General features: G+C 47.6%; 16 protein-coding genes. 6 read left to right on the top strand and 10 right to left on the bottom strand.

Features of this window, described 5'->3' with window-relative positions; translation table 11 throughout:
• The first annotated feature begins 24 nt into the window (after window positions 1-24).
• The 3 genes from malT to ABT56_RS16125 all read left to right on the top strand — a co-directional run bounded on the left by malT (window position 25) and on the right by ABT56_RS16125 (window position 3,894).
• Window positions 25-2,733: an HTH-type transcriptional regulator MalT gene (gene malT / locus ABT56_RS16135; RefSeq protein ID WP_047879911.1), complete on the top strand. Its 2,709-nt coding sequence runs from the start codon at window positions 25-27 to the stop codon at window positions 2,731-2,733.
• A gap of 29 nt (window positions 2,734-2,762) precedes the next feature.
• On the top strand, window positions 2,763-3,446 hold the full coding sequence (locus tag ABT56_RS16130; RefSeq protein WP_047879910.1) for a DUF4336 domain-containing protein: 684 nt from the start codon (window positions 2,763-2,765) through the stop codon (window positions 3,444-3,446).
• Window positions 3,447-3,612: 166 nt separating this feature from the next.
• Window positions 3,613-3,894 (top strand): hypothetical protein, encoded by a 282-nt coding sequence (locus tag ABT56_RS16125; protein WP_047879909.1) that lies wholly within the window; start codon window positions 3,613-3,615, stop codon window positions 3,892-3,894.
• A gap of 105 nt (window positions 3,895-3,999) precedes the next feature.
• On the opposite strand, the gene ABT56_RS16120 is transcribed toward ABT56_RS16125, so the two are convergent.
• The 6 genes from ABT56_RS16120 to ABT56_RS16095 form a co-directional block, all read right to left on the bottom strand.
• Window positions 4,000-4,656, bottom strand: a complete 657-nt coding sequence (locus ABT56_RS16120) for a CAP domain-containing protein (protein WP_047879908.1) — start codon at window positions 4,654-4,656, stop codon at window positions 4,000-4,002.
• Between the two features lie 435 nt (window positions 4,657-5,091).
• Window positions 5,092-6,177 (bottom strand): molybdenum ABC transporter ATP-binding protein ModC, encoded by a 1,086-nt coding sequence (modC, locus tag ABT56_RS16115; RefSeq protein ID WP_047879907.1) that lies wholly within the window; start codon window positions 6,175-6,177, stop codon window positions 5,092-5,094.
• A complete protein-coding gene (gene modB, locus ABT56_RS16110) occupies window positions 6,177-6,863 on the bottom strand; it encodes a molybdate ABC transporter permease subunit (RefSeq protein WP_047879906.1) in 687 nt (228 codons plus the stop codon). Before modB ends, modC begins: the two co-directional genes overlap by 1 nt.
• The gene (gene modA, locus ABT56_RS16105; protein ID WP_047879905.1) at window positions 6,863-7,636 is read right to left on the bottom strand and encodes a molybdate ABC transporter substrate-binding protein; all 774 of its coding nucleotides are present in this window, start codon (window positions 7,634-7,636) and stop codon (window positions 6,863-6,865) included. The genes modB and modA overlap by 1 nt, the downstream gene beginning before the upstream one ends.
• Before the next feature lie 224 nt (window positions 7,637-7,860).
• Window positions 7,861-8,304: a phosphate-starvation-inducible PsiE family protein gene (locus ABT56_RS16100; protein WP_047879904.1), complete on the bottom strand. Its 444-nt coding sequence runs from the start codon at window positions 8,302-8,304 to the stop codon at window positions 7,861-7,863.
• A gap of 29 nt (window positions 8,305-8,333) precedes the next feature.
• Complete coding sequence (locus ABT56_RS16095; RefSeq protein WP_047879903.1) at window positions 8,334-9,272, bottom strand: universal stress protein; 939 nt, start codon at window positions 9,270-9,272, stop codon at window positions 8,334-8,336.
• A gap of 120 nt (window positions 9,273-9,392) precedes the next feature.
• Between ABT56_RS16095 and ABT56_RS16090 the strand changes: the two genes are divergently transcribed.
• Window positions 9,393-10,295, top strand: coding sequence for a LysR family transcriptional regulator (locus tag ABT56_RS16090; protein WP_047879902.1), 903 nt, complete (start codon window positions 9,393-9,395; stop codon window positions 10,293-10,295).
• 185 nt (window positions 10,296-10,480) lie between these two features.
• Here ABT56_RS16090 and ABT56_RS24015 read toward each other — a convergent pair whose 3' ends face one another.
• A complete protein-coding gene (locus tag ABT56_RS24015) occupies window positions 10,481-10,627 on the bottom strand; it encodes a hypothetical protein (protein ID WP_157037877.1) in 147 nt (48 codons plus the stop codon).
• 187 nt (window positions 10,628-10,814) lie between these two features.
• Entirely contained in the window at window positions 10,815-11,339 is a 525-nt protein-coding gene (locus ABT56_RS16080; RefSeq protein WP_047879900.1) for an RNA methyltransferase, read from the bottom strand.
• A gap of 315 nt (window positions 11,340-11,654) precedes the next feature.
• Between ABT56_RS16080 and ABT56_RS16075 the strand changes: the two genes are divergently transcribed.
• Window positions 11,655-11,948, top strand: coding sequence for a hypothetical protein (locus ABT56_RS16075; RefSeq protein ID WP_157037876.1), 294 nt, complete (start codon window positions 11,655-11,657; stop codon window positions 11,946-11,948).
• Window positions 11,949-12,111: 163 nt separating this feature from the next.
• On the opposite strand, the gene ABT56_RS16070 is transcribed toward ABT56_RS16075, so the two are convergent.
• Both ABT56_RS16070 and ABT56_RS16065 read right to left on the bottom strand, forming a co-directional pair.
• Window positions 12,112-13,650 carry a DHA2 family efflux MFS transporter permease subunit gene (locus ABT56_RS16070; RefSeq protein WP_047879898.1) on the bottom strand — a complete coding sequence of 513 codons (1,539 nt, stop codon included), beginning with the start codon at window positions 13,648-13,650 and terminating at the stop codon, window positions 12,112-12,114.
• Between the two features lie 4 nt (window positions 13,651-13,654).
• On the bottom strand, window positions 13,655-14,683 hold the full coding sequence (locus ABT56_RS16065) for an HlyD family secretion protein (protein ID WP_047879897.1): 1,029 nt from the start codon (window positions 14,681-14,683) through the stop codon (window positions 13,655-13,657).
• Between the two features lie 343 nt (window positions 14,684-15,026).
• Between ABT56_RS16065 and ABT56_RS16060 the strand changes: the two genes are divergently transcribed.
• Window positions 15,027-17,828: a leucine-rich repeat domain-containing protein gene (locus ABT56_RS16060; RefSeq protein WP_047879896.1), complete on the top strand. Its 2,802-nt coding sequence runs from the start codon at window positions 15,027-15,029 to the stop codon at window positions 17,826-17,828.
• The last annotated feature ends 3 nt before the right edge of the window (window positions 17,829-17,831 follow it).

Below are 17,831 nucleotides of genomic sequence, written 5' to 3'. Positions count from 1 at the left end.
CTTACAGGTAAGATAGCTAAGACTATGTGGATACCTTCTAAACTGACCCGACCGGCTCGCCTTCACAATGCCATTCTTCGCCCGCGTTTGTTAAAAACGCTGGAGCAAGCACCGTTCTATCACCTTGTGCTTTTTCGCTCCCCAGCCGGTTTTGGCAAGACAACCATGGCCGCCCAATGGCTTAATGAACACCCGCATACCGGTTGGTTCAACATAGATGAAAACGACAACGATGCATTTCGCTTTGCCAATTACCTTATGCAAGCAATCAACAAAGCGACTAACAACAGCTGTCAACGTACCCAAGCCATGGCCGAGCGCCGCCAATTTGCCTGCTTGAGCACCCTCTTCAGTGAGTTATTCGGAGAACTGAGCGACTACCGCGAACAAACTTATCTGGTGTTGGACGACTATCATGTTATCCATAATGACGAAATCCACGATGGCCTCCGCTTCTTCCTCAAGAACATGCCGGATAACCTTACCCTCGTCGTCACCAGCCGAACGCTGCCTCCGCTGGGAACCGCCAACCTGCGCATTCGTGATCTCCTTATTGAGGTCGACAACGATTTGCTGGCCTTTGACGAGGAAGAAACCGAACGCTTCTTTAGCAAACGAATCGGCGACAATATCGAAGAAACCGTACTTCGTACCCTGCACCGCCAAGTAGAAGGTTGGCCATCCGCCTTGCAGCTCATCGCCCTCCATGCCCAGCAGAACCCGAACAACCTTGTGGCATCGGCTGAATCGATGGCCAGCTTCAACCGTGGCCACCTCTGGGACTATCTTGCCGAAGAAGTGTTCGATCAGCTCGATCACGAGACTCAGCAGTTTTTACTGCATTGCTCGGTACTGGATATGTTCAATGCACAGCTCGTCAGTGATCTTACTGGCCGTAGCGATGCATTGGCGATGCTGGAATCCTTAAACCGCTTCGGCCTGTTCCTCAATACCCTTGAAGGCGACAATAATTGGTATCGCTTCCATAACCTATTTGCCGAATTCCTCCGCCACCAGCGCTACGCCCAAATTCCACAGCAGCGCGCGGAGCTACACGCCCAAGCAGCCCGAGCCTGGCTCAAACAAAATTCACCGCAGCAAGCACTGCTTCATGCCCGAAAATGCGAAGATACGTTACTCGTCATCGATATTCTTTGCGACTATGGCTGGGAAATGTTCCACCACGGCGAAATGAAGTTACTCGAAGATGCCATCTCTGCCATCAGTCACGATGAACTCTACACTAACCCGCGCCTGTGCCTATTGAGAATGTGGCTCGTACAGAGTCAGCACCGCTATAACGATGTCGGTGATATGATCACCGAATCTGAAGCCGAGTTACAAAAGCGTAATATAACGCTGGATGATGCGATTCTTGGTGAATTCAATGCACTTCGAGCCCAAGTCGCTATTAACCAAAGCAAACCGGAGCTAGCGCTGACCCTTTCTGAGCAGGCGCTAGGGCAATTACCGTCAACAACCTACCGCAGCCGCATTGTCGCTACCTCGGTCGTCGGAGAAGTGCACCACTGCCTCGGCAATCTAAGCCGAGCCCTACCAATGATGCAGCAGACCGAAAAAATGGCACGCCAATACCACGTCTATCATCAGGCGCTATGGGCGTTGTTGCAACAATCAGAAATTCTATTGGCACAGGGCTATGCCCAAGCTGCTTTTGAACTATTGGACCAAGCCTTCAAACTGGTACGCGAACAGCACCTCCAGCAAGTGCCGCTCCATGAATTTCTCCTTCGTTTACGGGCACAGATCCTATGGTGCTGGAACCGCTTGGATGAAGCGGAAGAAGCCGCCCACAAAAGTCTTGAAGTACTTGCGCCCTACGACGAAACCAAATCGCTTCATGCCTATGCCATGCTGGCACGCATCGCCATTACCCGGGGCGAACAAGACAAGGCCGCTCGTTACCTTGACCTCTGTAACAGCATGATGGATCGTTCCTGCTATCATATCGACTGGCGAGCCAACACCGATCTAGCCAACCTGCTTTACTGGCAACTTACCGACAACATGGAAAGTATCCGTAACTGGCTAGTAAAAGCCGAGCAACCTGACGGAGCCTGCAACCACTTTCAGCAACTACAATGGCGCAATATCGGCCGGGCCTGTGTCAATCTCGGAGAGTTTGAACGCGCAGAAAAAATATTTGCGATGCTTGAAGAAAGTTGCAAGAAACATAATCTGATCACAGATAAAAATCGCAACCTTGTGATACAAGCAATCTTGAGCAAGTTGCAAGGACAACGTGAACGTTCCCTAGCGCAGCTCAAAGAAGCAATCTCGCTAACCAACAGTACAGGTATGATTGGCATCTTCCTGTGTGACGGCAGCCAAATTTGCGATTTGCTGCAAGAGCTCGTTGACTCGAAAGCACTTAATGAATTTGAACTTCACCGCGCCCGTCAGCTACTCAGGGAAATGACGAGCAAGGAGCGTAATCGCTCGGTGCACTTTGATGAGAGTTTTGTCGAGAAACTGCTGAACCTGCCGGATATACCAGAGCTTATCCGTACCAGTCCGCTTACCCAGCGAGAATGGCAAGTCCTTGGTTTAATCTATACCGGTTACAGCAACGAGCAAATTGCCTCGGAGTTGGATGTGGCTTCAACAACCATCAAAACCCATATCCGAAATTTATATCAGAAGCTTAATATTGCAAACCGACAACAGGCCATTGAAACAGCAGAAAAATTGTTGAAACTCATGGGATTCTAGGAAAGAGCCCATCAGGTTAAGGATAACCTATGATTGAATGGTGCAAAGATCGCCTTTGGTACCAAGATATGCCGCTCACAATGAGCGGCATTCCTGTCGGTACACGCATGACTGTGATAAAGCTCGACAACGAACAATTGTTGATCCATTCACCCATTGAGCTTACCACCCAAATACAACTTGAGCTGACCAAACTAGGGAAAGTTTCGGCCATTGTCAGCCCGAATATGAACCATCATCTATTCTTGTCAGAATGGTGGCTTGCCTACCCCAACGCCTATTTCTATGCCCCACCCGGCCTTCAGCAAAAGCGCACCGATCTCGCATTCGACGATGCACTCGGCAGCCACTGCCCTCCCCAATGGCGCAATCAGCTTTTTCAAACGTTGCTTCGCGGGAGCGACCGGATGGAAGAGGTTATCTTTTGTGATCCCATTTCGGAGACCCTAATAGTTGGCGACACCCTTGCTTGGTTTCACCAAAGCCGCCACCCACTGACCCTATTACTAGGTGTACTGAACGGTTGCTACTACCAACCATCAATGCCTCTGTACTGGCGTATCACCTTCCATAACAAGACACGATTACGACAATCATTGCAGGAAATTCTAACCTGGCCCTTCGACCGAATTATCCTTGCTCATGGGAAGAACATCCCAACCAATGGTAAACAAGTGCTTCACCGTGCGTTTCAATGGGCACTAAAAGCATAATTAATGCCCGCTATTATCCATTAATGCTTGTAATTGATACAATTTTGCCTTGTATCAATAAAACGCCAGTTATCGAGTCAACCCTGTTCATATGTGATATGAGTCACTTAAAGTTCAATATTAAGGCGTATATTTCAGACAATTAATCTTGTTGGAACATCGAATTATGAACGCATCAAAATTATATGTCAGAGATATTCTTGGCCTTGGCCTCGTCATTTCAAGCATTATGGTTATGCTCGGAGTGATCTTCAGCATACTTGGGCTGTTTAATTATTTGTCCAACGAGGTATCTTACGCCACAACATACTTCCAAACCGCTATTCCGCTATTGTGCTGTGTCATGCCCTCTATTCTACTTGCTAAAGTCATCAATAAACCGCAATGGGTACATGACATCCAAACCTACCAGCTAGAAGCGGCCAAAAGATTCAGCCAGACTCATTAAAGACCGTGCCCTCAAAAAATGACCTCGATACGCTTTCTCGTTTAAAGATCCAGTATCTTCAGGGCATATAAACAAAAGGGACTCATCAGAGTCCCTTTATAATCATTAGCGTGGTCTAGCAAATACCTGAGTCCAGTAATTACGGTTGTTGTTCCCCATATCCATTCCTGCCCCCATCTCTGTTACGCTGCTGCTCATAATATTTTTACAGTGACCCGGACTATTCATCCAAGCCGTCATTACCGCATCAATGTCAGCCTGACCATAGGCAACATTTTCTGCCCATGATGAATATTGGTAGCCAGTACGAGAAATACGTTCACCCGCATCACTGCCGTCACTCCCTGTATGGCTCATGTTCTGCGTATTGGCCATATCAATGGAATGCAACTGAGCAGCATCTTCAAGCTGGGTATTCCATGTCAACGCCGGTACGGCTGGCATGATTTCACCACCACAATTTTGCTGTTGCTTACGCGCTTGGTTAACAGCAAAAAGCATTTTCTCGGCAAATGTTTCGCCCGGAACTAATACCTCATCATCACCATTGTTAGTATTGGTGTTATCACCTGTATTACCGGTATCAGTACTGCCGTTATCTACTGAACCGCTATCTACAGAACCACTGTTATCCGGCGTTGTTGGTGTTGGCGTCTTGTTTCCGCCCGTGGAGTTCGTAGACGATGAATCAGAGCCACCGCCTCCGCCACAACCCGCAAGAACCAATGCAGAAAACAGTACAGTGATAGGAATGAGTTTCATAATATAACCAGCCGTTGATGTTTATCCGATGGGAATAAAAGGCAAAATAAGCCCCGCACTGTCATCGCAGTGGCATTCCTCTGGGTAATATATAATAGTAATACAGTCATGTTTGCGGGCACACTATACTGACTACCGGCTGAACGCTTCAATATGCAACGGGTGTTTTTTAATCAAACTGACACGATACTGACATATTCGAAAGGGCATAGCTCTAATATAAAACCAATAAGAACATGATTTATAAAGACTATTACAGATTATCACTCTGCATTGATTTATGTCGATGTTCACAAACCCTAATGGCTGTATACATAGTCAATACGGACTGCCACCATAAAAATAAAAGAGCCGCATAATACGACTCTTATAATATTGAAGACTTGGGATATGGATTATTACGGATATATTTAGCAGAAATTTATTATTCCCAATTTACAATGCAGCCAAATCATCTTGAGTCACGCTGACCCCTTTTATTTGAGCAAATACCTTATCGCCGACCTGTAGCCGCAACTCATCAGCTGCCCATAAAGTAATGTTGGCCCACAAATTCGTCTCACCCACTCGAAGCCGCACTTCCACCTGCTGCTGATCATCGACCGGGTGGATCTTATCAACCCGTGCCGACAGAACATTACGGATACTGGTTTGCTCAGGACGAACTTTGGTAATAGAGACATCGTTAGAATGGATCCTTACCCTCACCCATTCACCACGCTGGCGTTTCAGTTCCTTAACCCATAAATACGCATCATGATTGAGCATCACCTGAGTTAGCGCATAATGGGGATGTTGGTAATTCACCCTGGCACTGAGCAATGAACTCTGCTCCCTCGGTGGAAGCCAAGGTCGCATCTCCGGTGAACCCCATACGCTGTTCACATGGCCTGAAACTAAAACCTTTCCTTGATTCAGCATCGCCATATGATCTGCAAGACGTAATATTTCATCCAGACTATGGGTAACATAGACGATTGGAATTTTGACTTCTTTCGCCAAGCGCTCCAAATACGGCATAAGTTCTTGCTTTCTGGGCAAGTCCAATGAGGCAAGAGGCTCATCCATCAGCAACATATCCGGATTTGACAACAAGGCTCGGCCAATCGCCACCCGTTGTTTCTCCCCTCCGGACAATGATGCGGGATAACGATTAAGAAGATGTTCAATCCCCAACAAGTTAACCACACTATCCCATTGGGCAGGATCGGGCTGGCTACAGCCATAGCGCAAATTGCCGCTCACCGTATAATGCGGAAACAAGCGGGCATCTTGAAACACATAGCCAATCTTACGTTTTTCAGGCGGTAGATTGACCTGCTGCTCGCTATCAAAAAGCACATGCGAGCCAATCGTGATCACCCCGCTGTCAGGTGTACTTAACCCACTAATAATATTAATTAATGAGGTTTTACCAGCCCCAGAGCGACCAAATATGGCCGTGATCCCATGCATAGGCAACGACAGCGAAACATCCAGATCCAAATCACCCAGTGCCTTTTTCACATCAATCGTGATCATTAAGCCTCCAGCCGACGACGGGCCATTCGCGATAACCATTCAGAAACCAACAGCGATGTCAGCGCAATGATAATGGCAATCACACAAAGTCTGGCGGCTTGATCCTCGGCTCCAGGCGTTTCGATAAACGAGTACATCGCCAGTGGGATTGTTTGAGTTTCACCAGGAATGTTGGACACAAAGGTAATCGTCGCCCCGAACTCACCCAACGCACGGGCAAAGGCAAGAATAGAGCCCGTTACGATCCCCGGCATCGTCAAGGGCAGAGTGATCGTCAAAAACACTTTCAGCGGGCTTGCCCCCAAGGTACGAGCGGCCTGCTCCAATTTACGATCCACCCCCTCCAAAGCGAGGCGTATCGCCCTAACCATCAAAGGAAATGAAACCACGGCAACGGCAATAACCGCTCCTCGCCAGCTAAAACTGAAGGTAATACCAAACCACTCATAAAAAAGCTTACCCAACACACCTTGGCGTCCCATGACAACCAACAACAGGTAGCCAATCACCACAGGCGGAAGCACCAAGGGCAAATGGATCAAGCCATCAAGCACCGACTTGCCGACAAACTGGCAACGAGCCAACAACCAAGCGCAGACGATACCCAAGGGTAAACTCACCAAGACCGAAACACCGGATATTTTCAGGCTTAACAGCAATGCCTGTAATTCATAATCCGTTAACACTAATGCGCTTCTCCAAACCCGTAACGGGCGAACACCTCTGCTGCTTGTTTTGACAGCATAAAGTGATAAAAGCCGAGTACTGTATCGATATCCCGATCTTTTACAATAGCAACAGGATAAGAAATTGGGCTATGACTGTTATCCGGCAATTCACTGACAATTTTTACCTTTTGGGAAATCATGGCATCGGTTTTATAAACCACACCCAACATCGCCTCTTTACGTTCCACCAGCAGTAGCGCAGAGCGAACATTATTGGCCTGAGCCAACAGCGGAAGCGCTTGCTGCCATAGCCCTAGGGATTCAAACGATTCCTTAGTATACAGACCTGCCGGTACATGGTTCGGATCACCCACGGCGAGTCGGGTGCCCTCAAGTGCTTGGTCAAGATCCCAATCGGCTGTCACCTCAATATGATCTTTCGGATAGTCATTTGGCGCAACCACGACCAAGTGGTTTTCAAGCAGTAACTGACGGGTCTTAGGCTGGATTGTATCGATCTCTTGCAGGTAATCCATCCAGCGCTCGTTGGCTGATAGATAGATATCTGCCGGTGCCCCCTGAGCAATTTGCCGCGCCAGCGTAGACGATGATGCATACGATATACGTGCTTTTACCCCTGCCTGCTTCTCGTACAACGCAGCCACTTCATTTAGCGCGTTAGTCAACGATGATGCAGCAAATACAGTAACGGTCTCGGCGGCCTGAGTCACCATAGAAGCCAATCCCAACCCAAGCACACATAATACCTTGCCTACATAACCACATTTCATTGCTTTGTCCTCATACCTTTCAAGCCGATATATAGTAAGGTATATAACGCTATCTGAAAACACCGCGAGATAAGCATTGCATCCATATGTGCTTATTTCTGCAATAAAACGAGGTCCAAACTCCTTTTCCAAGCGCCCCCTGCCGTTTAGGTCAATTAAAATACGGGATGCAGGCCATTTGTTCGTGTCATTGTTTCAATCACGTACAGACCTGCACCACACCATTATTCCTCAAGGTGACTCTTTCTGGGGAGCAAATGAATAAGCCAGTAGCCGACACTCATACTCAGGACCACCGCAGCAATACCATATAGATACGTAGCATCCATCTGCTCCACATCAATAATGATCACTTTCCGGGCAATCGCCATTAACGCCGTCGCCATTACTATCTTTACATGAATGACACTCTCCCGAAGGTAAATCGTAATATTGATGAATATCTCTATGGCTATCAGTACCGCCATAAACGCCCCGAAGGTCGCCAGCATGTCTGAGATAGTCAAAATATAAACAGGGGGCGTAATCAATCGTTGATATAGTGTCCACGCGACATCCAATACGCCCATTACAATGACGAAAACCATCAGAATAGATAACGAACGTACGGCGAGATGAATAACCACCTGCAACTTCTTTGACAATAGATCGTTGTTGTCGATTTCCATAACAACCCCCTCCCCGTACCTTCATCCACCTATTCCCCCACCACGGGCGAAACGAAACTATCTGGCTTCAATGTGATCACCGAACAACTCATGGTATTGAGCATGGATTCAGCCGTATTGCCCATCAAGAAGCCGGCAATTCCAGTCCGTGACAATGAACCAAGGATGACCAAATCGGTATCGCTTGTGGCGACATATCGGGGCAGCACCTCACGGGTTTCACCTTCGAGCAACTTGATATGCTTCACAATCGGTGAATTTTCATAAGGGATCAGCAATGACTTCAAACGCTCAAGCCGCTCGCTGCGCATCTGTTGTGACAGCAAGGCGATATCTAGGTCCTCATAACCGCTCCACTTCCTAAGGAAACCCTCAGACTCAAGCCGCCATGCATGGACAAGGGTTAATTCAGCCCCAGTTACCGAACAAAATTCCACTGCCAAATCAACTATTTTGGCATTAAATTCCTGATAGTCCTGATTAGCCAAATCTATCGCCGCCACAACCTGCTTAACAGGTTGCGAATGGGTACTTATCGACCAAATGGGCACGGCGGATTTACGCATCAAATGAAGAGTATTACTACCACGCTTGCATGCATCGGTTTTGTTGGCACGGTGGGAGTCGATGATCACCAAGGATGAATGACTGGCATTCGCTTCCTTGACAATTTCGATAAATGGTACGCCTATTCGTATTTTGATATTGAAACAGATGTTTGGATATTGCTTCTTGAGCACATGGACGTGCTCCTTGAGTGCATCGTGATATATCTTGGTGGCCTTATCCAGTAGATCAAGGGTCGTACATGAATAACGAGATATTTCTTTTAACTCGGCAAGATCTTCTATCACGCTCAGCAACGTTACCTGTGCTGCGCACTGATTGGCAAATCTAAACGCTTGATGGAACGAATCATTGAGCGCCTGCTCAGGCGCGATAGGAACAAGGATAGGACTGAAACTCATGTTGCCTCCTTACACTGTTCAATGTGACTAAAAGGTTAAAGCAACCATGCAAAATTACCTGTCTAAAGTATAATTAATTCTTTAAATAGTATGTATTGAGAAAAATCTATACCTCTGGTTATGACTCAGCATCTTCGTCGACGCCTCTCTAATTTCAGAAGCTTACGTGTTTTTTTAACGGTCTACGAAACGGGATCGATTACCAAGGCTGCCAACCAATTAAATTTAACCCAGCCAACCGTCTCTATCCAATTACGACAGCTTTCTGATTTAATTGATATGCCGCTCTACCAAATAGTCGGCAAGCGCATTGTCTTTACACAGGCAGCCGACATACTAGCCAAATACAGTGAGGAACTCTTCAACACCCTAGACAGACTGGAGATTGATCTTGCAGACCTGAAGCAACTCAAAGCTGGCACATTGAAAGTAGCCGTCGTTACTTCAGCCAAATATTTCATCCCCCACCTGCTAGGCAGTTTTTGCCAATGCTACCCGCTGGTAGATATTGACCTCAAAGTTGCCAACCGTGAAAAAATCCTGAGCCGATACCAGCAAGGTCGCGATGACCTCTACCTATTTAGTCACCTTGAACCAGACATGCCACCATTCGCCACTCGTTTCTTGCCCAATCGCTTATATCCCATCGCCCCCACTGGCCATCCTCTGACTTTGCAAAAAGAGATTTCACCCAAATCTTTACTCCAATACCCATGGCTATCCCGTGAGCTAGGATCTGGAACACGCCATGCTATTGACCAGCATTTTAAGACCCTCAACATCACGTTTAACCCGCAGCTGGTTATCGAAAGCAACGAAGCGATCAAGCATTGCGTCATGGCGGGAATGGGGTTAGCGATCCTTTCGGAATACGCCCTCAAAGAGAGCATCGATAATCAATTTGAGCTGCTATCTGTTAAATCATTTCCAATTACCACCTACTGGCATATTGTCAAACCTCCGCACCGCCATGAGACCCCATTAAGCAAAGCTTTCATAAAGCATGTTACCGATAATATTTGAGTCCTCCGCGCTAAATACTGCATTCAAATACAACCTAGGTATATAATTCCGTCGAATAAGCCGTTATTAATGACGGTTGTATAAAAACAGGTGTGAATTTTGAAACTTCTTGGTTTACTTTTCTATTGGATCGGGTGCATTTTTTCCATCGGCTATCTTCTTAATATGGCCGAATGGCAACAGTTTTATGATAGCCAATCAATCATCACTACGTTTCTACCGACGTTCTGTGCTTTTTTCATTCGCCCATCAGAATCTGCCGCAATAACCTCAACGCGCTGCATGTATATCTGCTGGATCAGCGCTGGATTAACGACGGTATACGGGCTCATTCGAATCTTTGGCCACTATCCAATCGATCTGGATGCGGTATTGGCGGGCTGCAGCGTTGCCTTGCTGCCTATTTTCTATGCTTTCATTTTCACCTTGATTGCTTTCCCAATCACGATCAAAATAAAGCCTTCAGCATAATAATAAAAAAATACCCAAGCTTATTTTATCAGCTTGGGTATCCATTCATTACGCGGGTTGTTCAACCTTCTTCACTCGAAGTTTATTGCGGTTATCACGGCTGCTGCGAATCAATTCGTCACCTTGTGCCATATTTTCAGACTTAGCCAAACGGTCATACAGTAATACATTGACCGATGCGGCCAAATTCATGCAACCAACCGTCGGCACATAAACAACATGATCCGCCCTGTCGGTAATATCTTGTGAAATGCTGCCATCTTCTGGGCCAAAAATATAAATGGCTTTCTTAGGATGTTGGAACTGAGGAAGCGGCGTCGCCCCCAATGCCAATTCAACGCATACAATCTCCGTATCCGCCGGTAGATCATCCAGCAGTGAGTCCCCGCCTGAAAGAGGAATCGTGTGACTGACACTTTTGGTGTCTGTAATAAACTTCATCGCCCGATCATAACGTTGGCCGGTATATTTCACTTCGTCAGCCTGATAGCACCCTGCAGCCCGCATCACTGCTCCTACATTCTCGGGGCTTTTCGGGTTAAGTAATCCTATGGTTATGCGGGTATCTTTCATGTCGCGTTTCTCTGATCTGCATTGTCTGGCAAGGGCTGCCAGATTAGGTTTGGCATTCTACCAAAGCCACTTCGAATTCAAAAGGCGCAGCAAAACAAGTCCCGCCCATGGCAAGGATGACTGTGCCAACTCTCCTTCTGGATGTCATTCTGCGCACGCTGAAGGCGTCATCTTGATGTGACTTAGGTATATTGTTATTTCAATCAATATATTGCCTTTCTACGCATCACCATAGATACTAAGACGCTGATATAAAGGACTTATACCCGATGGGTTAAGCAACCAATCATCCAATTATAATAGTGACAATTATCAATGATGCTTTTAACAATGAAATTTGCCGATTTGGCTATGGCCGTTTGCGGCGTATTAATTGGCGGCGGTATCGCAATGAAAATAGCGCGGGTACTCGATGTCAGTATGCTAATGGGCGCGGTTTGCCTAGCGTCATGGAGCTATTTCGGCTATAAGCTCACTCATTATCATGGGCCTTATTTTATCCCTGCGGTAATTCTGACTATTTTATCACCGTTCCTGATCATGCCCTTGCTTTCACTCCTTTCCAAAGCTCTGGTTTGGGCCTTAAAAGGCTGGACCCAATCCAAATAAACAACCAATCCCAATAAACAAGGTGAAAACCAAGCTATCTCAAGATACCTGAGGATACTCTTCCATCTAGGACACTATGGGTTAGCATCCCGTCGGCACTCGGTAAAAAAATAGGCCCTACAGAAAAACCATAGGGCCATTTATTGCCTTGCTGGCGATCTCGCTATGATGCCACTTTAGGCTTAGGCTTAAACAGAGCCAGCAATGGGATCAGGCACAAATATGAGATCAGCAAAAAGCCAAACGTGTAGACAAAGGCCGTCAGCGTAGATTGCTGGTGCAACATATTTTGGATTTGAACCAAAAACGCCGGATCGGTAATGGTTGTACCTTGAGCCTGAGCGGCCTGTTGCAACGCCGGGTTAGTTGGCGACAACGCCCCGCCTAACGCATGCCACTCCTGCTGCTGAGTGCGCGAGAAGTAGGTATTCACAATAGAGATACCAAAAGAGCCGCCGATTGTCCGGCACAAGTTATAGATCACCGCCCCGCCCACAGTATCTTTCGGCGCCAATGTCGCATAGGCCAACTGGCTCAACGGTGCAAATACCAACCCCATGCCCGCGCCTTGAATGATACTCGGCAACAAAATCCAGTAGATATTGATTTCCAATGAATACTGGGTCATCAAGTAAGTACCCAGGGCATTCAAGGAAAGTCCAATCACAATCAGAACCCGGGCATCTAACCTATCGATAAATCTCGCTATCAATAGCAAGACAATCGCCGACGATAAGCCTCGAGGCGCCATCACAAAACCCGTGGTTTCAACCGGGTAGTTCAGCAACTGCTCAAGCATCATGGGCTGCAGCTGAGTGATACCGAACATCCCCATTGAGAAACCCGCCATCACGATACACGACATGGCAAGGTTGCGGTCCCGCAGCAACCAAACGGGCGCGATGTCCCCCTTGGTGACAATGGATCGGGCCACGAAAAACACAATAGCTATCGCACTGATAATGGCCGAGAACAGGATCATATTAGATTCAAACCATGAGTCCTCGTTACCTCGGTCAAGCACCATCTGCAGCAAGCCAATCCCTATTGTCATGGCAACCACCAGCGGCCAGTCAATGCTGGTTTTACCTCGGCCGTCGAGTTTGACAAAGAAATAAATCAACGCGAGACAGATAGCACCGATAGGCAAGTTGACGTAGAAAATCCAACGCCAATCCATATTCTCGGTGATCACCCCACCCAATGTCGGACCAAGGATCGGCCCTAGAAGTACCCCGACACTGAACAATGCCATCGCCTTACCGCGCTGATTAGCCGGGTATATCTGCACCATAATGGATTGAGATAACGGAATGACCGAGGCACCGAATGCCCCTTGCATCACCCGGAAGACTACCATTTCGGCGATAGAATCCGCTTGTCCGCACAATGCCGAAGTAACGACGAAACCGACAACCGACATCAGCAGGAGCTTACGCACCCCGAACTTGAGAGCCAAGAAACTGGCCAGTGGGATAAATATTGCCTCGGCCATCGAGTAGGACGTCAGTACCCAAGTGATTTGATCCGAAGTGACACCCAGAGCCCCCATCATATGCGGCAAGGCAACATTGGCAATCGTCATATCCAGCAACACCATGATTGCCGATAGCATCACTGCCAATGTCACTAAGGTACGGCTGCCTTCACTCATTACCTGCGAGTCATCATTGTTACTCGCAGTGTGTGGAATTTCAGCCATATGTTTACTGCTCTTGAGGGTTTGAAACGGTATCGACCGTTACCGTTGCACTCGCCCCGACACGCAAAGGAAAATCAGGGTGTTCAGCCTCATTGCTCAGGCGGATAAGTACCGGGAATCGCTGCGGAACTTTAACCCAGTTACCTGTCGCGTTTTCCGGTGGTAGCAGTGAAAAAGAAGAACCACTGGCCGGCGAAATGGCTTCAATAGTGCCGTGGTATTCAGCTTTTGGATACAGATCCAATTCAATACTGGCCGGCATACCGCTTGTAATACGCTCCAATTGAGTTTCTTTGAAGTTTGCCTGTACCCAGAACGTATTGTCTTCAACTAACGGTACCAATGCCTGGCCCGGTGAAACCACACTACCGGCATGCGCACTCAACTTACCAAGGCTGCCACTGCGAGGAGCGAAAATATTGGTGTATGACAGTGACAATGTTGCTTGGCTAAGCGCTGATGCGGCTTTCTTAACTTCCGGAGCCTCAGTGCCTTTAGCCCCTTGCGATTTGATCAACTGCGACATCTTAGCGCGTGCCGCAATCACATTTTCTTCCGCAGAAGAGAGCTTAGCCTGAACGTCATCAAGTTGCTGTGCAGGCAGCAATTGTTTAGTAACCAGATCCTTAATGCGATGGTAGGTTGCCTGCGCATCAGAAAGCTGTGCGACAGCACTTTTCACATTGGCGCTCGCCGCCAAGATCGCATCATCAGTCGCTGCATTATTCTGCAAGGCCATCTCATAGGCGGCGCGTGCCTCGTCTAACTGAGCCTGAAACGGGGCCGGATCGATCTGTATCAACAAATCACCTTTGCTGACTTTTTGGTAATCGACAATATTTGTAGTTAGCACCTTTCCGCTGACTTGCGGGGCAATGTAGATAATGTTGGCATGCACATAGGCATCATCGGTACTTGGGTAGTTCTTTTGATGCTCAATGTAGAAATAACTCAGTACTGCCAGAATAATTAACACAAAGGATGTAACAGCTAAATTACGTACAAAATGGGAAGGCGTTGAATTTTCACTCATTATTATAACCAGTTGGTTGCCATTTGGGGCTGACGCGCTAACGTTCAGCGCTCGTGATTGAATATATTATTGTTTTCACAAATATTAGATCCAGATCACAATACCAACAACGAATAACATGAACTAATAATGCAATCTTTCATTCCATTACCGTCCACGCGAGCACTTTTTTCCCCTCACTAGTAGTACAGAATACGCTTTCTACTCCCATCCCCCGACGGGAGCAAGAGACCGGGCATATTTCACAAGCGTATAATTTTCAAATAATTACCCATATAATGTTAGATTCATCAATCATTGTTTCCGCCCCTGTGCTAACTATAACTACAAGGCATTTACCGCTATGGGAAAATCCCGTCTCTCTTTTCGCGTTGACGAAGCTCTCAGCCAAGTACATCCCGCTACCGATTATCTGGTTATTGATACGGATGAGCCTCTGGGTAGCTGGCAAACCATCGCCACCGCTTACCCTAATGTCAAAAAAATCAAAATAGCAGAATTTGACAGTGCAAATGGCAAACAGGTCATTGATGCAGACTTTTTCAACGCATTCCCTTCACTTGAATGCCTTATCACCGATACCGACGAAGGTCTGGATACTGATTTCACCGATGTCACCCCATCAATGCTTCACGCATTATACTCACTGGAACTTGAGCGATGCTCAAACCAGAACATCTCATTGCTTGGGCAATTGCCACAATTAAAGCAATTGGACATCACTCTGGACACGGTTGACGTTGCCTTCTATGCAGATGCCAACTCAGGCCTCGAAACAGTAAAGATCAGCCTAAGCCCACTCTGCCGAACCCTAGATATCGACCTTACCGCCACCGCAATACTCTCGATGAATATCGGCGGGCACGGATATAGGTTCGAACTACCAAACATTACAGATATAAAAACGCTTCGTCTTCCGGCTAGCCTGAATGCACTTCAAGTCTCTATCAGTACGGATAAAGCACTACCTGCAGATATGCTGACCACTAACGTACAGCTTGAGTCATTAACCATCGAGCAGCATGGCGGGTATCTGGCCCCTTCGTTGCTGGCTAACATCAGCAATATCACCCACTGCAAATTCGAACTCAAAAATTTGAGTGCACCCATACCCAGTGCGCTATTTGCCAATCTCAAACAGATGCATAAACTTCAGCTAAAGCTCGACAATATCGAACTCGAAGCCCCACTGCTACCACTGGGTCTGCCCCTTGCTGAATTGTTTGTCTATGGCGAACAGACGGATCTTGCCCCGTTGGCGAACCTGCACCTGCCAAAGCTCAAACAATTGTGGATGGGCAATATAAACGCAATCGGATTACCTGAATGGCTCGCAGGCTGCCAAGAATTAAACGACTTGAATATCGCTATTGGTGATGCCAGCGCACTTCCTACTCTTCCTCAACTGAAAAAGCTAACTCTGCGAGGGCTTGCCGGCAATTCGCTACCAGCGGCAATCACGACCCACCAAACACTCCAAACGCTCAATCTGCTCGCCTGTCACAAGGCAGACTTGGGTGATATCAGCCAAATGTCTTCATTGGAGTCAATCTGGATCGAACCTTGGGAACACGAATATTGCAACCTCCCGTCTCTGCACGGTTTGGAACACCTGCCACGCCTCAAGGCGCTAAGACTGGATATCACCCCCAAGCATGTCGAACCGGTATGGCTGGCATTGCCGCCAGAGGTCGAGATTTCAATCCATCACTCGCATATTGTCAGTGAAATGGCCATTCTGCGCGACAGCGGGCTTCCCCCTACGCAGTGCCTAGAATGGCTAAATACTCTGCTTGGCATCAATAAACCGGGAGAACTACCGGAAATGCCAGCCGAGTTCCATTTGACCTTGATGGCAGCCAAATACAACCGCTTCAAAGCCCAGCATAAAAACTGGCTGCGACAGCTCGCGGAAAGCAATGAAGAGCTGAAGCCGCTCAATGCCAATAGCGTACTGTTCATCTGTGGCCGCAGCGGGATCAAAGCGGGTGAAATCAAGTCAAAAGCCACTGAGCTAGGCTTTAGCGTTAGCAAAAAGCTCGATGGCAACGTAACCCACGTATTGATTGGCACTGCGCCCAAAGACATTTCATTACTGGATCTCGAGCGCCATACGCTCATTGACGACACCAGCCTACAGAATTATTTCACCACCCAGGCTCCGAAGTTCCTTCAGCAGCAAGGCAATGAAACAATGGGCGATTCCATTCTCGCTATGCTTGCCTCGCCGGAAGAAGCCACCCACCAAGTCGCGGTTCAACTCCTCGAACAAGGCGGTATTACCGATGAATTGCACTTACCGCTATTCTTGATCCTCAAAACAACCGCCGACAACAACCTACGCAAACAGATCAAACAACTGCTTGCTGGCCACGGCGATGAGGCATTCCAGTTGGCTGTCAACGACAGGATCCTCTTCCATTCAGTTCGAGGAAGAGATGACTACAACAACTTCTACGGGCAAGGGCAATTCGTAGAGAAACTCAAGGCACAGCGCAAAAAATGGGGCGAAACACTCTGTAACGCGTTTGCCAAGAGCTACTTCGACCGTTATGGCGAGGGGTTGATGTATGTACTCATGCAGAAAAAACCTACCCCGCAGCTACTGGCGATCTGGGAGTCGCTGATCCAAAACGGGACTTTCGACCTTCGGCGCGGCGCGGGTTTTGATACCATCATGCAATACTGGCACGACAAAGAACCGGCAAACTACCATTGGCATCCAACACACTATGCCAACCGCTTTGGCAAACTTGGAGCCGCCAAATTTGAGCTGCCAGCAGAGCTAACCGGACGGAGCGATATCACCCGTTTGGATTTGGGGAACTGCCTGCTGAGTGACCTGCCGAAAGGCATCGAACACTACCGTCATATTCGTAGCCTGAGCCTATCCGGTAATGTTTTCAAGGCTCTGCCAGAGAGCGTCGCCGCCTTTAGTGAGTTGGAAGAGCTGGATCTGTCGTTCAACCATTTCCGTCACTTCCCAGAGGTACTCTTTAAGCTAACGAACCTCAAACGACTCGATTTCCGACGTGCCACTAGTCCTGATCTCAATACCGGTTACGATGCCAACTATCACATTGTGGCAGTACCGCAGGCTTTCCGCGATGCCTTCCCTGAATGTGAAATCCTACAAGACCAGTAATGA

The organism is Photobacterium aquae, assembly GCF_001029445.1.
Classification (GTDB): Bacteria; Pseudomonadota; Gammaproteobacteria; order Enterobacterales; family Vibrionaceae; genus Photobacterium; species Photobacterium aquae.
The sequence above is the reverse complement of the archived record's forward strand: the minus strand, read 5'-3'. Positions and strand labels throughout refer to the sequence as shown.

What these genes read in the sequence shown, in the direction of transcription:
- malT (WP_047879911.1), top strand. Translation starts at nt 25, where the DNA reads ATGTGGATACCTTCTAAACTGACCCGACCGGCTCGCCTTCACAATGCC.
- ABT56_RS16130 (WP_047879910.1), top strand. Translation starts at nt 2,763, where the DNA reads ATGATTGAATGGTGCAAAGATCGCCTTTGGTACCAAGATATGCCGCTC.
- ABT56_RS16125 (WP_047879909.1), top strand. Translation starts at nt 3,613, where the DNA reads ATGAACGCATCAAAATTATATGTCAGAGATATTCTTGGCCTTGGCCTC.
- ABT56_RS16120 (WP_047879908.1), bottom strand. Translation starts at nt 4,656, where the DNA reads ATGAAACTCATTCCTATCACTGTACTGTTTTCTGCATTGGTTCTTGCG.
- modC (WP_047879907.1), bottom strand. Translation starts at nt 6,177, where the DNA reads ATGATCACGATTGATGTGAAAAAGGCACTGGGTGATTTGGATCTGGAT.
- modA (WP_047879905.1), bottom strand. Translation starts at nt 7,636, where the DNA reads ATGAAATGTGGTTATGTAGGCAAGGTATTATGTGTGCTTGGGTTGGGA.
- ABT56_RS16100 (WP_047879904.1), bottom strand. Translation starts at nt 8,304, where the DNA reads ATGGAAATCGACAACAACGATCTATTGTCAAAGAAGTTGCAGGTGGTT.
- ABT56_RS16095 (WP_047879903.1), bottom strand. Translation starts at nt 9,272, where the DNA reads ATGAGTTTCAGTCCTATCCTTGTTCCTATCGCGCCTGAGCAGGCGCTC.
- ABT56_RS16090 (WP_047879902.1), top strand. Translation starts at nt 9,393, where the DNA reads ATGACTCAGCATCTTCGTCGACGCCTCTCTAATTTCAGAAGCTTACGT.
- ABT56_RS24015 (WP_157037877.1), bottom strand. Translation starts at nt 10,627, where the DNA reads ATGAGCCCGTATACCGTCGTTAATCCAGCGCTGATCCAGCAGATATAC.
- ABT56_RS16080 (WP_047879900.1), bottom strand. Translation starts at nt 11,339, where the DNA reads ATGAAAGATACCCGCATAACCATAGGATTACTTAACCCGAAAAGCCCC.
- ABT56_RS16075 (WP_157037876.1), top strand. Translation starts at nt 11,655, where the DNA reads ATGATGCTTTTAACAATGAAATTTGCCGATTTGGCTATGGCCGTTTGC.
- ABT56_RS16070 (WP_047879898.1), bottom strand. Translation starts at nt 13,650, where the DNA reads ATGGCTGAAATTCCACACACTGCGAGTAACAATGATGACTCGCAGGTA.
- ABT56_RS16065 (WP_047879897.1), bottom strand. Translation starts at nt 14,683, where the DNA reads ATGAGTGAAAATTCAACGCCTTCCCATTTTGTACGTAATTTAGCTGTT.
- ABT56_RS16060 (WP_047879896.1), top strand. Translation starts at nt 15,027, where the DNA reads ATGGGAAAATCCCGTCTCTCTTTTCGCGTTGACGAAGCTCTCAGCCAA.